Origin of the sequence: Commensalibacter sp. ESL0382 (assembly GCF_009725775.1) — a bacterium.
GTDB classification, from domain to species: Bacteria; Pseudomonadota; Alphaproteobacteria; order Acetobacterales; family Acetobacteraceae; genus Commensalibacter; species Commensalibacter melissae.
Map to the genome: position 1 here is coordinate 694,438 of NZ_WNII01000011.1, position 16,688 is coordinate 711,125.

The window sequence follows — 16,688 nt, forward strand, 5'->3', positions numbered from 1 at the left end:
TTCATGCCTCTTTATGACTATATCCATGATGGCAAGATTATTTATCAAAATTCCTTCGCAACCATTCGCAAAGAAGCTGACCTATCTAATTTTACAGAAGATGAAGCCAGAATTGCCGTCAGGGTTATCCATGCATGTGGACGGATCGAAATAACAAAAAATATCGTATTCAGTCCCGATTTTATTGAAAAAAGTGAACAGGCCCTGTTCATGGGTTCCATGATTTTTTGTGATTCAGAAATGGTTGCTCATGGAATTACTCGACATAGACTGCCCGCCAATAATAAAATTATTTGCACCCTGAACCATCCCGATACAGTCAAGATTGCCCAAGATATAAAAAACACACGTTCAGCTGCTGCCATCCATTTATGGGGGGACACCCTGAAACAGGCGGTTGTGGTCATTGGTAATGCACCAACAGCCTTGTTTCATTTGATCAATTTATTAGACCAGAAGAAAATCCCCCAGCCTGCAGCAATTATCGGTGTCCCTGTAGGTTTTGTGGGTGCGGCTGAATCAAAACTGGCATTGCAAGAATGGGGAAAAATTCCATATATGATCATAACGGGCAGACAGGGTGGAAGCGCCATGGGTGTTGCCGCATTGAACGCTTTGGCCCAAAAACAGGAAATATAAAATGAAAGGCACATTATTTATATTGGGTATGGGACCGGGCGATCCTGAATTGGTGACAAAAAAAGCCGGACGCATTCTAAATTCTCTTTCTTTTATCGCTTATTTCTGTAAAAAAGGTGAAATGGGTCATGCACGTCAAATTGCCACACCATTCCTTATCCATGATTTAACAGAATTACGTTTTGAATACCCCTTGACTACAGAAATCCCTCATTATGCTCCTGAATATAAAGAAACGTTAGAAACATTTTATGATCACTGTGCCTCTAAGATTCAAAAAAAACTCGATGAAGGACAAGATATAGGATTGTTATGTGAAGGCGATCCATTATTGTATGGATCTGCAATTTATATATTGGAAAGATTACAAGAACAATATACCATAGAGACCATTCCAGGCGTTATGGCAATGAATGGTTGCTGGAGCCGATTACATTTACCGATTGTTCGCAATGATCAAACCTTAACCATTTTGTCCGCGACTTTACCCCTCGACAAACTTTTGGTAAAATTGAACCAGTGTGAATCCATCGTCATCATGAAAATTGGCCGCAATCTTGCAAAGGTTAAAACCGCTTTAAAGCAGACCCATTTGCTTGAACAAGCAACCTATATTGAACGTGGCACCCAAAACCAGGAACGTATCTTGCCATTATCACAAATGCAGGATGAAAAAGCTCCCTATTTTTCACTGATCCTTATCGCCGGTAAGGAGAATTGAGATGACGGGACATCTATACATCATAGGCCTTGGTCCTGGAGATCCTGATTTACTGACGATTGAAGCATCAAAAATTTTGCCAACCTTAACAGACCTGATTGGCTATGGTCCTTACCTTGATCGCATCCCTGATAGACCATCTTTACGAAAACATAAATCAGATAATCGCGAAGAACTCGATCGTGCCGAACATGCGTTAACACTTGCCGGAAAAGGCTATAAGGTTGGGGTTGTCTCTTCAGGAGATGCCGGCGTTTTTGCCATGGCCAGTGCTATTTTTGAAACCATTGATCATGGAAAACCAATATGGAAAGAGATTGAAATAACTGTCTTACCAGGAATTTCCGCCATGTTTGCGGCTGCTGCAAGACTAGGGGCGCCTTTAGGTCATGATTTTTGCGCCATTTCCCTTTCCGATAACCTGAAACCTTGGAAACTTATCCTGCACCGTTTAAGGCTTGCGGCTCAGGCTGATTTTGTCATAGCCCTTTATAATGCCGTTTCCAAAGCGAGACCATGGCAACTTGATAAAGCTTTTGAATTATTGAAGGAAATTTTACCTCCCTATATTCCAGTGGCTTTTTGTCAGGCAATTTCCCGAAAAAACGAACATATTCACCTAACCACCCTGGGCGATGCCAAAGGTTCCATGGGAAATATGCAAACCCTGGTCTTGATTGGCAGCCGTTATAGTCAATTAATTCCCCAGTCACGGGAAAATATACGTCCCTGGTTCTACACATCTCGTTCGATTATAACCGAATAAATTATCCCTGAAGATGACTCATCAACCATTGATAAGCCTTATCCATAGTTGAAACAGAAGGAAGTTGGGGCATAACAGGTCTTTGAATCATGATCACAGGAATTGACAATTTTCTTGCCGCATCAATTTTCGCACAAACAGTCTGACCACCGGAGTTTTTCGTAACAATACATTCAATATGGTATTGTTTTAAAAAATCATATTCGCTTTGCACATCAAAAGGCCCTCTGGCAGCAATGACCTCGGCATGACTTGGCAAAACCGTATCATCAGGCTTATCAACACTTCTTATCCAATAATGATGCTGGATAATATTCTCTTTAAATAATAATATATCTTTACGACCGATAGTTAAAAATACCCTTAACGTTCTATGACCCAAAACCTTTACAGCTTCAGGAATTGAATTTACCTCATGCCAATGATCACCATCCCGCTTCTTCCATGCCGGACGTTGCAAATTCAAAAAGGGAATTCTGCAAATCTTCGCTGCCTTCCAGGCATTATTAGTCATCTGTAGGGCAAAAGGATGTGTTGCATCAATTAGGAAATCTATTTGATTATTCTTTAACCACATTATCAATCCGGTGACACCACCAAACCCACCCACACGTGATATCACATTTTCGGGTAATACAGGATTTTTTGTCACACCCGCTAGAGAAAAAATAACTTCTATGGAATCATTATTTTGCAGACAGTGTATTAATTGGGAAGCCTCACTGGTGCCACCTAAAAGCAAAACCTTTTTTCTTTTTTGTCCCACTAAAGATACCTATAAAAATTTGTCATTACATAAATAGATTACATGATTTTTTCAATTACCCCAGCTATAATTCATTTCCGTTACCTGATAGAATTAATAAGTGATTTTTGTAAATAATATGACTTACCCTTTTCTTAGCATTATTGGTATTGGCGAAGATGGTATCAACTCCCTTTCCGATCAGGCTCGTAAATGTCTAAAAAACGCATCCTACGTTTTCGGTGGTAAGCGTCATTTGAGACTTGCAAACACCCTTATTCAAGGTCAAACAGAAATATGGTCGTCGCCCATTCAAGAATCCATAAACAAAATCAATAACCTTAAACCTGAATCAGTTGCAATTCTTGCATCAGGTGACCCGTTCTGGTATGGGATTGGTCCTTTAGCCGTTCAAACCTTGGCTATCAATGATTGGCAAAGTTTTCCAACCCTTTCATCCTATAGCCTTGCCTGCAACCGGTTAGGTTGGTCAGGACAAACCATTGAGACAATCTCCTTATGTGGTCGCTCGTTGGAAACCTTGCGCCCAGCCTTAATACCGGGTCGTAAAACACTTATTTTATCCGAAAATGAATCAACACCTCATAACGTCAAGGCATATCTGGAAAAATGGCAAATCCCATATAAATTATTTTATATTCTTGAAGCACTTGGTGGACCGCGGGAACGGATACGTTCTTTTTTATTAAAAGAATCCCTGCCCGGAACAATTGACCCTTTAAACATGATTGCCCTTGAATTAGACCGGTTTGAAGGGCTTCCCTATTGCCATGGACGAAAAGATTCCTATTTTCGACATGATGGTCAATTAACAAAGCAATATATCCGCACGGCAACTTTATCAGCATTGCAACCTTTTCCTGGCGCTTTGTTATGGGATATTGGCACGGGATCCGGTTCCATTGCCATCGAATGGATGTTAACCCATCCCGGCTGTAAGGCCATTGCCATTGAATCACGTCATGATCGGGCTGTAAGAGCAAGGGAAAACGCATATAGTCTGGGTGTCCCCTCCCTGAAAATCATTGAAGGCAAGGCCCCCGAAGTTTTAGATAAACTGCCACGTCCTGATGCCGTTTTTATCGGAGGTGGATTAACAGCACCTGATCTTTTAAAAACTGTATGGAGAAACCTTCATCCTTATGGACGGCTGGTTATTAATTCCGTAACGACCGAAAGCGATCAAATTCTTTTTCAAACTCAACAACAATTGGGCGGAACAATCAGCCGCCTTCAAATCCAGCATTATGAATCTTTAGGGAATTACCATGGTTTCAGACCCGACCGTACCATTACCCAATATTGCGTCACGCGCCTCCCCTGACACTTTATTAATTGGTCTGGGCAGTCAAAAAAAAACAAATGCCAAACATATATATTGTACACTGCAAGAAATTAAACGAAACTATCGGGCTTCTATTTATTTAATTGCTGCGCCTGCTTTTAAACAAAAAGATAGCACTTATCTAATCCTGCAACATCATTATAAACTACCCATTCAATTCATTGCATTGGACACGCTCAAAAATCTTCAGTCCCAATGTCAATCTTATTCAAACAGAATTTATGAACTAACCGGTTTTGGTGCTGTTTCAGAAGCCTGTCTTTTAGCCATTATGCACAAAAAAGATCATTTACTGATACGAAAGATGATCTATAAAGGAATTACCTTATCTTTAGCCTATAAAGGATCCTCAACACCATGACCGTCCATTTTATCGGGGCAGGCCCAGGGGCTGCTGACCTTATAACATTACGTGGGAAAAAGCTTTTGGAACAATGTCCAGTATGTCTTTACGCCGGATCTATTATTCCTAAAGATATTCTGAAATTTTGCTCTTTTGATACACAATTAATTGATTCGGCCCCATTAAATTTGGATCAGATTGAAGCTGAATTTGTAAAGGCAAATCAAGCGGGAAAAGATGTCGCCCGTTTACATTCAGGGGATCTCTCTGTTTATAGTGCTGTTGCTGAACAAATCCGCCGACTTGAAAAACACGCCATTCCCTATACACTTACACCCGGTGTACCCGCTTTTGCAGCCGCTGCTGCAATCATAAAAAAAGAATTGACTATTCCAACAATAGCACAATCCATTGTTTTAACACGCATTTCTGGACGTGCATCAGTAATGCCAGAAAAAGAAAAATTAGAAACCTATGCACAAACTGGCACTACACTGATTATTCATCTCGCCATTCATCGTATTGAAGAAATTGTTCAGCGTTTGGTTCCTTTTTATGGAGAAAATTGTCCAATCGTCATCGCTGCGCATGTAAGCTGGCCAAATGAAAAAATTATACAAGGAACATTGGCCACTATTTTAAAAAAAATAAACGCCAATCCAATCCAACGTACTGCGTTAATTATGGTTGGTCCTGCTATGGGTAGTAAAAACCATATGGAAAGTGCCCTATATAATGTTAACTATCAACGTCGTTTTAAAAATCAATAATATTTATTCTATTCAATAAATATTAAAACCTTTTTCGATCATTTTTCAGTCCTTTGATTTTTATCACGTGTAATTATAAAAAAACAATTCATACAGAATGAAATCATTTTTTAAAACATATCTCTTACCATTGCCAACATTAATTCCAGTTGTTGTGAACAGTAAATGCATTTAAAAAATTTTAAAATACAAACCTATTTTCATACAAAAGTAATTTGTGACAAGAAATTGCAAGATTTAACCCAGCAATCTGGATTCATATTACCCCTAAAACCATATTCAGGAACTAAAAAAATTCATAATAATAAAATATTTAATGTTATCTCAAACTAACAACATATTCCGTTGGATCACATTCCCATACAATACTTTACGAAAAATTGAGTTAAACACCTTCGATCCTAAAACACTTAATCAAAATGCATAACATAAACAAGACACGACTAATAACCTTAACACATGTCAAAATTATTTTAATTAATTATTAAGAATTAGGTAAAAAAAATATATAAAATTTATCTTTACCTATTCTTGAAATTAACTTGATATAAAATTTAATTCTAAATTTTTACCTTTCTTTTCAATAAAGTATTCCAATATTCTTTAGTGGTTGTTTTTTTTCTAAATTGCAGCATTTGTTCCCTAAACTTACTTTGTCGCAAAAAGATACATAAATAATTTTTAATAAAAAATGTAATATAAAAAATTAAATGTTTTCTCTCAAAAAAATGTTTCTCACCACATTGTTTATGAAAATCATATACAATTACTTCACGTTTTCTTATAAAATCAGAAGGTCTACGATTAAATCCTTTTTGTGAAACACCTTGTTCAGAAGGTGAAAGAATAAAATTCAATAAAAATAACAAAATCTTTTTTCTTAACCTGATATGCGTATACTGATTTTCATAATAAACAAACCCTTCAACACTACTTTTCTTTTTAACAGAATTATAAACATTGACAATTCTTTGATGATTTTCATATGGATTTGCTTCATATCTACCTGAAATGAAATCCTCAACAGCCATCATATTCATTTTTAAGGCTACATAATTCCAAGTCGTAATATTTCTAATGAATTTGTTACGAAAAAAACGCATGCCAAATTCGATTAAATTTTGAGGCGTAGAAAATGAAAAAATCAATACATTACGCAGGAGATAGTAATCTTCCATAATTTCAGAGTATTTTTTGTAAAAAGGCTCATGCCAAACACAAATTCCAGGCAATGACAATATTTTAGCATTACAACGTCGAGAAAATTCGATATCATCACCACGGATAAAAATTGGCAACGGCATTCCATAATCTTTTAAATGCTGGGTTGAAAATGCACAAAACCACCAACCAGCAACACCATTGACCAATCCACAAGTCGCGTTTTGTAAAATTTCCCCATACAAACGCAGGTCTTGACAATGACCCTGATGATGCATGCCATAATTGTCAATGATTGTATTTCTTTCATATTGCAACCATTTTTCATCTAAAGAAAACATGGAACCAGAAAGAAAAATATTCTTATATTTACTGGCTATAAAACTATAAAAAGCATAAGTTCTAAATACGGACTCAAAATTTAACTCGATATCATCATCCATGAATATAATATGAGTACAGCCCATCTCAGAGGCCATTAATGCAGCTCTTGTAAAACCGCCCGCCCCACCATAATTATCGCTATTTTCCAAATGAATAATATCATTATTTTTTATATTTATTTTTTTTCCATTATTAGAAATAAAAATTAAACTATTTATTTGTGAATTAACAATACCTTCATGAATTTTCTTAACATTTTTTATTATATAATTTTCTCTATTATATGTACAAAAACAACATCCTAATTTTACATCCTGTGTCGGTTCATCTTTGGTATAAAAAAATATTTTTTTCAAAACAACAACATCTTCACATGAAGCCAATCGACAATAAACAGCATCATATTTTGACCAGTTTTCAATTGTTAAATTCACTTCATTAGTAAAATAATGCGATAGTAAGTTAACTTCATAGGAATGTGCCAATTCTTGTTTAATCCCATATACTTCTATCTTTGCTTTACCTTTTACAACCACCCCAACATTTAAATCTTTAATATTCGTATACTTAACATATTGTTTGGAAGGAAAGATATTATAATAAGTGTTAAAAGACACATGTGAAAAAGCATCAATATAAATATTACCATCCTGTATAACAATATCTTTTGGGCATCTGAAAAAAATTTCATTTTCTGCAACATATGGAGTTTCTACGCCCCAAGAAAAATTATGTAATATGTGCTTTTCCATTAAAATTGTTCCTTTCTTTTTAAATCATAATTATTTAAAAAAATATCAAAAATCAATTTACTTTCTTATAAGAATAATTTTAAGCTCAATATAAAAATTTATTGTTTTTATATTTTTTAAACACATTATTAGGGTTAATATAGTAATGATTTATGTTTCTTTGCTCGTTCATGAAAATATTGATGTAATCATTAATCAAATTGATAATTTAAACAAATTTTATTCTAACTGCATCATAATCATACATATTTCCAAAATTTCGAAAATAACAACAAATAATTTAAATGAAAAAATAAAAAATTTAAAAATCAAAAATGTTATTATCAATAATAACCAAACTGACACATCATGGGGAAATGTAATAGCAGGGCATATTGCCAATATTGAGTATATTAAAAATATGAAAGAGAGAGGCATTATCGTATTTCATGCATCAAATGATATGCTTATTTCCAATGAAGTTGAAGATTACGTTTCTACCACAAAATCTGCCTATAATTTAAGATTGGTTTTACCCGGATCTTATTGGTGGCCTGCACATATGGTTTTACAGGATAAGATTTTCACTAACTTTGTTAACTCTTTTAATTCAGGCGCTATCTTTGCATCACAAATAGAAGGATCCTTTTATGAAACAGATGTTTTATTCGAAATTATAACCCTTATTAACAAACACGATTTGCTGGATACTAACTATCACTACACTAAAGAAGAAATATTTTTTTCAACGCTAGCTCATTGCATAGGATATCAACCCAATGGATTACCCTATATTTTTTCAGAAGTTCATGATTTTGATAGGATACTATGGAGTAAATTTACAAAAATAGACAATAACAAATTTCTTAATCCATTCATTAAGAATAAATTAAAAAAAATCTTAAATAATAAACTGTTTAAAAAAGGTAATTACAAAATTAATATTAAAACGGTTCTATCTCTCCTAAATAAAGATACAGATTTCCTTCAAAAAAAAGAATACCTTAATGATGGCAATTATATTTGGCAAATTTATGATAAAAACCATTTATATGGGGTTAAAAGAATTAATAGAAATATTTGTGATCCTGTCAGAAAGTTTATTTCTAATTTGTAATTAGATTACAATCTATCATTAAATCAACAGTGAATTTGTTTATGATCATTAATTATTTTTTTTGATATAACTTTTATTTAATATCAATTAAGGTTAATGTATCGAAATATAAATCTTCATATATGTTCAAAATATTAAATTTTCATAAGATTTCTACATCAGTTTAACAATTAAAGACATTAAAAATAATGATGCAAAAAATATGGTTTCCTTCTAAAGTTTTTGACTTAGGAAAAGAAAATACAATTGATACACTTCATATCAAAAACTTTAATAACAATGATATCAGTATACCTTTATTTTCAATATTCTTATCTAACAATAACCAGGATTGGGTATGTTATTATACACAACCCAGTCATCATTGGGATAATCCAACCGAATTTGATATTCATTTAAGTAAAAAGGTTCAAGCACAGTATATTAAATTTCAATTAAATTCTAAAGGCAATTTAGATAAATTGGAAATAACACTGGACAATAACCACATCGACAATAATGAAGAAATAATAAATATCTCCTCTTTTATAAAAAAAACAAAAAAAGAGGCAGCTAATAGCAGGGTAGTTATTAGTACATTATTCAATGAATCTGATGATTATTTAATGTTATATATTAATAACTTTCTTTTTTTTACACCAGAAAATGTTATTTTAATATTAAATTTTCCACATAATAGACCCATTCCTAAGGCTGCTTTAACAATTAGTGACCGTATTATCATCATTAATGGAGGGTTTAAAAGACACAAATGGGGAAATACTCTATTATTAGGACATCTTGAAACGTTGGATTACGCAAAAAATAATCTTGTTTTTGACTACTTTTGTACAATGGCTTCAAATAGTCTTTTTGTAAGGCACCTTACAATATCCTCCATACTAAATCAATTGAATCAAAAAGCTTTAACTCCAATTGCCTCACAAAGATCTTACGATTATGATGTTGATCTTGACGCTGAAATCACTACTAATCATGGAACTTGGATGTGGCATCACTATAAATCTCTTCCCCAATTAAAAGAACATATCATTAATGAAATCGGACTTACCCGTATTTCAGCAACCCAAATCGAAGGATTATTTGCCCATAAAAAGGATTGGTTTTTAATTCTTGAAAAAGTTGAAGAGATAAAAAACTTGGCACCTTTTTTATCCTCTCATTTTTTCGTTGCACTTGAAGAAGTCATTCCTATTTCCATTTTCAACCAGTTCGGCTCTGGATATTATACTCATATCTGTTTTATGTTATGGACAAAACCTAACTATTTAATAGAAATCAAGGAAATTTTATCTATAGGATCACAATTACCAGATCATATTTCATCCATTAAATGGTTTCCGAGAGATTGTTATGCATCAACAACCTTGGCTGTTTGTACATCATGGGGAAGACAATTAATTGGACTAGAAAAAAAAGAAAGATTGCCTAACAAATTACAAGCTTCAATCATCCTTAATGATTTTTTGCAAGCCATTAAATCCAGAATACAGACATTGCCACTGACTGAAAAATGGAAACTGGATAAAAAAAAATCGGCTTTAGATTTTCACTGGAACTATAATAATTATCCAGTGGAACGACAAAGATTTTATTTAGATATAGGTCAGTCCTTCACAGATTCAGAAGATCCAGAAACAGGACCTGCACACTTATTTTTTGAAAATACAAATCACCTTGTTGATTTATCCCTTTTTCTCATCGAGAAAAAAAATACCTGTAATATTTTACGCTATTTTTGTCTCTCCTTTGATGCCCAGAAAAAAACTTTGGTTTCTAATATTTCCGAATTGGAGGGATATTTGTATTTATCATCACAGCAAAAGAATAAATCAATAAAAATCTCAATCGATAAAAATAAGATGAATAACTATCATCATTATCAAAAATTATTTGAACGTTTTGTAGAACATACAAATATTGAAGGGCCTCATAATTATTTTGTAAGAAATTGGGATTTAAAGGAAGAAAATGAAAATAAAATAGATTACTATTTTCTTAATTGCCAATGTATTGGTACCCCAATTATTTCAAACAATTTAATTGAAGTTGAAATGTCAATTTTTTAACATTTATATATAATTTTATACATATTAATAATGAATTGAATATTTATATGAAACGTTTGGTTTTCGACCTTGATGATACCTTAACAATTAATACTTCGGGTGTTTCCTATGCTGACAAACTCCCGAATCTACCAGTTATTCAAAAATTAAGGGAATACAAGAAACAAGGATTTGAAATTATTATTCAAACAGCCAGAAATATGTATACTTATAACGGTGATATTGGAAAGATTAATGCCAATACTTTACCAATTATCATTGAATGGTTAAAAAAACATGAAATTCCATATGATGAAATTTATGTAGGAAAACCATGGTGTGGAAAAGAGGGATTTTATATTGATGATCGTGCCATACGACCGTCTGAATTCATTTCAATGTCTTTCGATGAAATTACAAAATTAATTGAAACAAAAAAATGACTTCATCTTGCGTAAATATTATCACTTCTGCCGCATATGTGAATCAAGAACTGGCAGCCGAATTTGGTTTAATTCCCCCTTCCTTTCTACCTTTGGGAACGGGAAGATTATTTGAAATACAGGTTAAAAATTTTAGAAAAAACTTAATTGAAAATTCACCGATCTACCTGACTTTGCCTGATAGCTTTATTGTTACTCCCTATGATCAACATACTTTAAAAGAAAAAGGTGTAGTAATCGTTTCTGTCCCGGATGACATGTCTCTAGGAAATTCCCTAGTATATACGATTAACGTCATCAATGCATACAATTCAAACATACGTATTTTACACGGTGATACAATTCTTGATGATATTCCTCAAGAAATGGATATTATTGCAAGTTATCCTGATGGTGACGATTATTCTTGGGCAGTAATCAATCAAGCTGATAATAAATATATTAAAAACCTTGAAACCATCAAATCAACCAAAGATGAAAATAATTACCGTCCAGTAGCTTGTGGCTATTTTTCTTTCTCAAAGGGGAATGAACTGATCAAGTCCTTATGTCAAGCACGTGGAAATTTTATTGAGGGAATAAACTTATATAACAAACATCAGCCCTTAAAAATAAAAGCTATTAAAAACTGGTATGACTTTGGACATATTCAGACTTATTTTCAATCAAGACGTTTGGTTACAACTGCAAGGGCCTTTAATTCACTCCAAATTACCTCAAATACAGTTAAAAAAATTTCTTCTGATTCTTTTAAGATGCTTGCTGAAGCAGAGTGGTTGGAATCAACTCCACCAAATCTAAAACCCTTCACCGCTCGTCTTTTCGAATACGGACAAGATAATGACAAAACATTCTATTCCACTGAATATCAATACACACCAACGCTAGCTGAATTATTCGTATTTTCAGATATTGGAAAAGCTACATGGAACAAAATTCTGGCCTCTTGTACTGATTTCCTGAATTTATGCGCAAAACAAAAAGGTAAAAAAAAGCGGGACGATTACACTGCACATTTAGTAGGTAACAAAACCTTTGAACGTTTGAAACTCTTTTCAAATCAAACAGGTTTTAATATCATGCATGACCTCGTTTTCAATGGTAATAAATATCCATCATTATTAACTATTGCAAATAATTTGTCAGATTTTATTACAAAAAATCCTGAAGAATTATGTACAATCATGCATGGCGATTTTTGTTTCAGTAACATTTTATATAATTCACGCAATCGTCGTATTACAGTGATTGATCCAAGAGGATATGTATTTCCCCATATAAAGGAAAATTATGGTGATTTACGTTATGATATGGCCAAGCTATCCCATTCAATTAACGGGTTATATGACTTTATCATAACAGGACGCTATAATCTTATTAACAATAATCAATATGATTTCGAACTAACATTTGATTTATCATCTTCCCATAAATGGCTACAGACATATTTTAATAAAATAAATATTGCAAATATTACGGTTTCAAGCAAAGAAATCCAAGCTATGACCATAGCATTATTTTTGTCGATGTTACCTTTACATGCTGATCGCCCTGATCGACAAAAAGCATTTATTGCAAATGCCTTACGTTTATATTCGATATTTGAAAGAAAAGATTAATGATAGTTATTCCAATGGCGGGACTGTCCAGCCGTTTTTCAAAAGCTGGATATACGCAACCTAAATACATGTTGCCTTTAAATGGGAAAACAGTTTTTGCCCATTCAGTTGAAAGTTTCAAAGCATATTTCCAAGATACTCCATTTCTGTTCATTGCCCGTTCAATTATGAATACGGAAAATTTTATACAAACTGAAATTGACAAGCTTGGTATCAAAAAAGCAAATATAGTCATTCTAGATCATCCTACCGCTGGACAGGCAGAAACTGTAGAATATGGAATTCACAAAGCCGGTCTTGAAAATAACATGACGCTGACAATATTCAATATTGATACCTTTAGAAGGGATTTTCATTTTCCCAAACAAGAATGGTTTAAACGTTCTGACGGATATCTAGAAGTATTTAAGGGTGATGGTGAAAACTGGTCTTACGTGGAACCAGATTCTGAAAGTCAAGAGCCTATCGCTCTAAGAACCGCAGAAAAAAAACCAATATCCGATTTATGTTGTAACGGTCTTTATCACTTCAAGAAATCTGGAGATTTCCTATATGCTCTTCAACAAGAAAGAAAAACGCCTTCTACATCCGAATTATATATAGCGCCCTTATATAATTATTTAATTCAAAATAATAAAAAAATTCACTATAAACTTGTTAATAAAGATTGCATAACATTCTGTGGGATTCCCGCGGAATATGAAGCTTTATGCAAAAACTCTTAGCTTTGATATAAAACTGGACTATGTCCAGTTAACCAATCATCTCTTGAATTGATAAACCTTTCTCCAAAATTTTTCTGTCATGATTTTTGGAACCACTTGTCTATATTCTCTTTTTAATTTTTTGAATCTAACAACAAATTGAATCATCAATTTCAAACCTAAAAACAATTCGGAAAAAAATTTTTTTTTATTATATATCGCTACATAACCTTTATTATATTCACTTGAATAATATAATATATTCCTCTCTAGAAATATTTCATATGGAAAATGTTTTATTTCCTTTTTACTCAGAATAAGTCTGTCTCTAATAAAAAAATCAGGAAGAAAAAAACCATTGAAGGTCATAATAATAATGATTTTTTTCAATATGGGAAAACGAACTTGCCTGATACTTGGTTTTAGTTGATCTATATCAACATCATCCATTTTCTCTTCCGACAATACATTCGAAATGGCAGGATATATATCTGTTAAGGATAAATAGCGTGTCCAGAATTCTGGACCTCGCATAACATGTTGCAAAGCAATGCTAGTAGCTCGGGCAGAAGCATAACGATAGGTTAAAATGGAAATAAATATCCAACGTATATAACGCCAGACATAAATCCATAAAGAACAATCTGAATATATCAAAGCCAAAGCAAAATTGGCCCTTACGCTTAAATATCGGGGTAAGGGGCCATCCTTGTAACGGAAATCCTCTCCAAAAACACATATGCCATTCACAGTAATGATATTGAAATGATTCATTAATCCGAAAAGCATATCATCTCCCTTAACAAAAAAAGGAAATGGAAAATAATTTACATCTTCAATCTTAAAGGCAAAATGCCACCAGGCACCATATTCAATTTTCTTTTTATCTAAATCAGTCGCTATAATAGTTTCAAATTTCGATATATCAAGACCACAATATAGCTGTATCAAGCTTAAGGGCTTATACTGGGCACCCTTCTCATGAATGATTGTCGATTCTTTTTCATATAACATGGTTCCAGCTATTGCCAATCGCTCCACGACTGAATATTGCAATAATCTGAAAGTCTTGATTATAGATTCAATTTCACAACTGGCATCATCATCCATAAAAAGACAATGTGTATAATGACGATCTTTCAAATACAGTAATCCGCGTGTAAATCCCCCGGATCCTCCATAATTGAGATTAGAAATAACAATCGCCTCCCCTGCCTCTTCTGAAGAAACATCTCGAGAATTATCTACAATAATAAGATCAATGTTGTTTTTAAAAGATTCATTAGATAAAAGCTGCGTTTCTATCCGCCGAATGGCAGGGATCAGATATTTTTTACGATTATAGTGCGTAATAACTATTCCTAATTTTACATAGTTAACAGGATCTGTTTTGGTGCAAAAAGAACCACCCTGTATGAAACATTCGCCCTTTGTATCTATTGTAAAATGAAGAATGCCTTGTTTTTTCAATAAAAATGAGCAATCAATGCAAAAACAATCTTGATCTTTATTTAAATAAACTTGTTTTTCAATAACACGCTTTGATGAAGAAGGCTGGTAATTTTTGTCTGTCAGCCAGAACCTCAATACAAATTCACCTTTTCCCTGTAACTGAAAATGAAGATCTTTGAGTTGGCAATATTTACGCCATGTATTTAAGGAAAAATAATTGAAATATGTTCCAAAAGAAATTCTGCTATTTTTTTCAAGAATAATTCCATCATTTTCCGATAACGGTTGTATACCGCCTTTTTGAATATCAAAATATAATTTTTCTGAAATATCTGATAAATGATTATTAAAAAGCAGATTTTGAAGAACATGCATATAATATCGGACCCGCTTTCATCTAATGATTGATCTAAACACTTACCTTATTTTAGCAATATTTTCTAATAAAATATGATAATCTAATAATTAATCAGAAATCCAATATTTGATATTATTAATACATTATGCAAACGCCCTCCCAAGACAATTACCCTTACGATCAACCATCAGAATTTCGATTTTAAAAATCACGGGATCAAGTGTTTCTTTTACAACTGCCCGTGCCTTTTCTGCAATAAAATCAGCCAGGGGCAACCGTTTTACATGACAGTTCCTGAAAACCTCCAGGGCAGTATTAGCCAGCCTGACTTTCTCAACAAAACTATCCTCCGCCCCCAATTCCGCAACCCATTCTGCCAATTGTGCAAAATCTACCTGTGAACGACCAGAATGAAGATCCAGATGACCTTGTGCCAATTTTGTAAATTTGGCAACACCTCCTGCCAAGGTTAGCCATTGAACTGGATGTGTTTTTAGATATTTCAGAACTCCCCCAACAAAATCACCCATTTCAATAAAGGCTGATTCGGGCAGTGTATAGATTTTTTTGGCCGTTTCTTCAGATACATTCCCGACAGAGGCAATCAGATGCGTCAAATTTGCAGCCCGTGCCACATCTATCCCGCGATAAATGCTCGCGATCCATGCTGCGCAAGAAAACGGTACAACAATGCCTGTTGTTCCTAAAATCGATAATCCACCCATAATACCCAATTTTGGATTCATCGTTTTTTTTGCAAGCTCCTCTCCATTAACAACGCTTATTTCCACCTCTACATCAGGGGAAGGAAATACCTCGTTCAATGCATACCGGATCATTTGACGAGGTACTGGATTGATTGCAGGCTGACCAACAGGCAATTGTAATCCCGGTTTAGTAATTGTCCCCACACCTTTTCCTGCCTTGAAAACAATTCCACGATCAATGGACAAGATTGTTATTCTTACACGGATTTCCGCTCCGTGGGTAATATCAGGATCATCCCCCGCATCTTTGATAACCGAGGCAATTGCACAGTGCCGATCCAGAATTTTGTGGTTAAAAATCCTAAATGAAACTCTTTTCCCCTGTGGAAGAGTAATTGTAACACGATCCGAAAAAAAACCACGTTTTAAAGCCAAATAAGCCGCTTTTGCAGCTGCTGTCGCACAAGCCCCCGTTGTCCAACCATATTTTAATTTTTTGACATGTTCCAATATTCCTCCTTTTCACGAAATGGTAATTTTTTTAATTTAATTCTAAATCAGGGAAAATTGATCTATGATTACTATTCTTCAAATGGCTTGTATTTTACAGGTTA

The 16,688-nt window shown here is 33.8% G+C and carries 15 protein-coding genes; 11 read left to right on the forward strand and 4 right to left on the reverse strand.

What is annotated here, in order from left to right; translation table 11 throughout:
- Positions 1-3: 3 nt before the first annotated feature.
- Genes GM552_RS07365 through cobJ form a run of 3 tightly spaced genes read left to right on the forward strand, consistent with a single transcriptional unit; the run spans position 4 to position 2,126 of the window.
- On the forward strand, positions 4-639 hold the full coding sequence (locus GM552_RS07365; protein WP_155565880.1) for a precorrin-8X methylmutase: 636 nt from the start codon (positions 4-6) through the stop codon (positions 637-639).
- A 1-nt stretch (position 640) separates the two neighbouring features.
- Positions 641-1,360, forward strand: a complete 720-nt coding sequence (cobI, locus tag GM552_RS07370; RefSeq protein WP_155565881.1) for a precorrin-2 C(20)-methyltransferase — start codon at positions 641-643, stop codon at positions 1,358-1,360.
- 1 nt (position 1,361) lies between these two features.
- Complete coding sequence (gene cobJ, locus GM552_RS07375) at positions 1,362-2,126, forward strand: precorrin-3B C(17)-methyltransferase (RefSeq protein ID WP_155565882.1); 765 nt, start codon at positions 1,362-1,364, stop codon at positions 2,124-2,126.
- Between the two features lies 1 nt (position 2,127).
- Here the strand turns inward: cobJ and GM552_RS07380 are convergent, their stop codons facing one another.
- On the reverse strand, positions 2,128-2,892 hold the full coding sequence (locus GM552_RS07380) for a cobalt-precorrin-6A reductase (RefSeq protein WP_155565883.1): 765 nt from the start codon (positions 2,890-2,892) through the stop codon (positions 2,128-2,130).
- A gap of 118 nt (positions 2,893-3,010) precedes the next feature.
- Between GM552_RS07380 and cbiE the strand changes: the two genes are divergently transcribed.
- The 3 genes from cbiE to cobM are packed head-to-tail and all read left to right on the forward strand — an operon-like array spanning position 3,011 to position 5,350.
- Positions 3,011-4,216, forward strand: coding sequence for a precorrin-6y C5,15-methyltransferase (decarboxylating) subunit CbiE (cbiE, locus tag GM552_RS07385; RefSeq protein ID WP_155565884.1), 1,206 nt, complete (start codon positions 3,011-3,013; stop codon positions 4,214-4,216).
- Complete coding sequence (locus tag GM552_RS07390) at positions 4,161-4,598, forward strand: cobalamin biosynthesis protein (protein ID WP_155565885.1); 438 nt, start codon at positions 4,161-4,163, stop codon at positions 4,596-4,598. The genes cbiE and GM552_RS07390 overlap by 56 nt, the downstream gene beginning before the upstream one ends.
- A complete protein-coding gene (cobM, locus tag GM552_RS07395) occupies positions 4,595-5,350 on the forward strand; it encodes a precorrin-4 C(11)-methyltransferase (protein ID WP_155565886.1) in 756 nt (251 codons plus the stop codon). Before GM552_RS07390 ends, cobM begins: the two co-directional genes overlap by 4 nt.
- A gap of 560 nt (positions 5,351-5,910) precedes the next feature.
- On the opposite strand, the gene GM552_RS07400 is transcribed toward cobM, so the two are convergent.
- Positions 5,911-7,647: a glycosyltransferase family 2 protein gene (locus GM552_RS07400; protein ID WP_155565887.1), complete on the reverse strand. Its 1,737-nt coding sequence runs from the start codon at positions 7,645-7,647 to the stop codon at positions 5,911-5,913.
- 145 nt (positions 7,648-7,792) lie between these two features.
- On the opposite strand from GM552_RS07400, the gene GM552_RS07405 reads away from it, so the two are divergent.
- The 5 genes from GM552_RS07405 to GM552_RS07425 all read left to right on the forward strand — a co-directional run bounded on the left by GM552_RS07405 (position 7,793) and on the right by GM552_RS07425 (position 13,578).
- Complete coding sequence (locus GM552_RS07405; protein WP_155565888.1) at positions 7,793-8,743, forward strand: hypothetical protein; 951 nt, start codon at positions 7,793-7,795, stop codon at positions 8,741-8,743.
- Between the two features lie 188 nt (positions 8,744-8,931).
- Positions 8,932-10,812 carry a discoidin domain-containing protein gene (locus GM552_RS07410; protein ID WP_155565889.1) on the forward strand — a complete coding sequence of 627 codons (1,881 nt, stop codon included), beginning with the start codon at positions 8,932-8,934 and terminating at the stop codon, positions 10,810-10,812.
- Positions 10,813-10,859: 47 nt separating this feature from the next.
- Complete coding sequence (locus GM552_RS07415) at positions 10,860-11,234, forward strand: HAD-IIIC family phosphatase (RefSeq protein ID WP_122124011.1); 375 nt, start codon at positions 10,860-10,862, stop codon at positions 11,232-11,234.
- Positions 11,231-12,853, forward strand: a complete 1,623-nt coding sequence (locus tag GM552_RS07420; RefSeq protein WP_155565890.1) for a capsular biosynthesis protein — start codon at positions 11,231-11,233, stop codon at positions 12,851-12,853. Before GM552_RS07415 ends, GM552_RS07420 begins: the two co-directional genes overlap by 4 nt.
- The gene (locus GM552_RS07425; protein WP_155565891.1) at positions 12,853-13,578 is read left to right on the forward strand and encodes a glycosyltransferase family 2 protein; all 726 of its coding nucleotides are present in this window, start codon (positions 12,853-12,855) and stop codon (positions 13,576-13,578) included. The genes GM552_RS07420 and GM552_RS07425 overlap by 1 nt, the downstream gene beginning before the upstream one ends.
- Positions 13,579-13,614: 36 nt before the next feature.
- Here the strand turns inward: GM552_RS07425 and GM552_RS07430 are convergent, their stop codons facing one another.
- Together GM552_RS07430 and GM552_RS07435 are read right to left on the reverse strand one after the other, a co-directional pair.
- A complete protein-coding gene (locus GM552_RS07430) occupies positions 13,615-15,384 on the reverse strand; it encodes a glycosyltransferase family 2 protein (RefSeq protein WP_155565892.1) in 1,770 nt (589 codons plus the stop codon).
- A 126-nt stretch (positions 15,385-15,510) separates the two neighbouring features.
- Entirely contained in the window at positions 15,511-16,587 is a 1,077-nt protein-coding gene (locus tag GM552_RS07435) for a cobalt-precorrin-5B (C(1))-methyltransferase (protein WP_370533614.1), read from the reverse strand.
- Positions 16,588-16,688 lie beyond the last annotated feature (101 nt).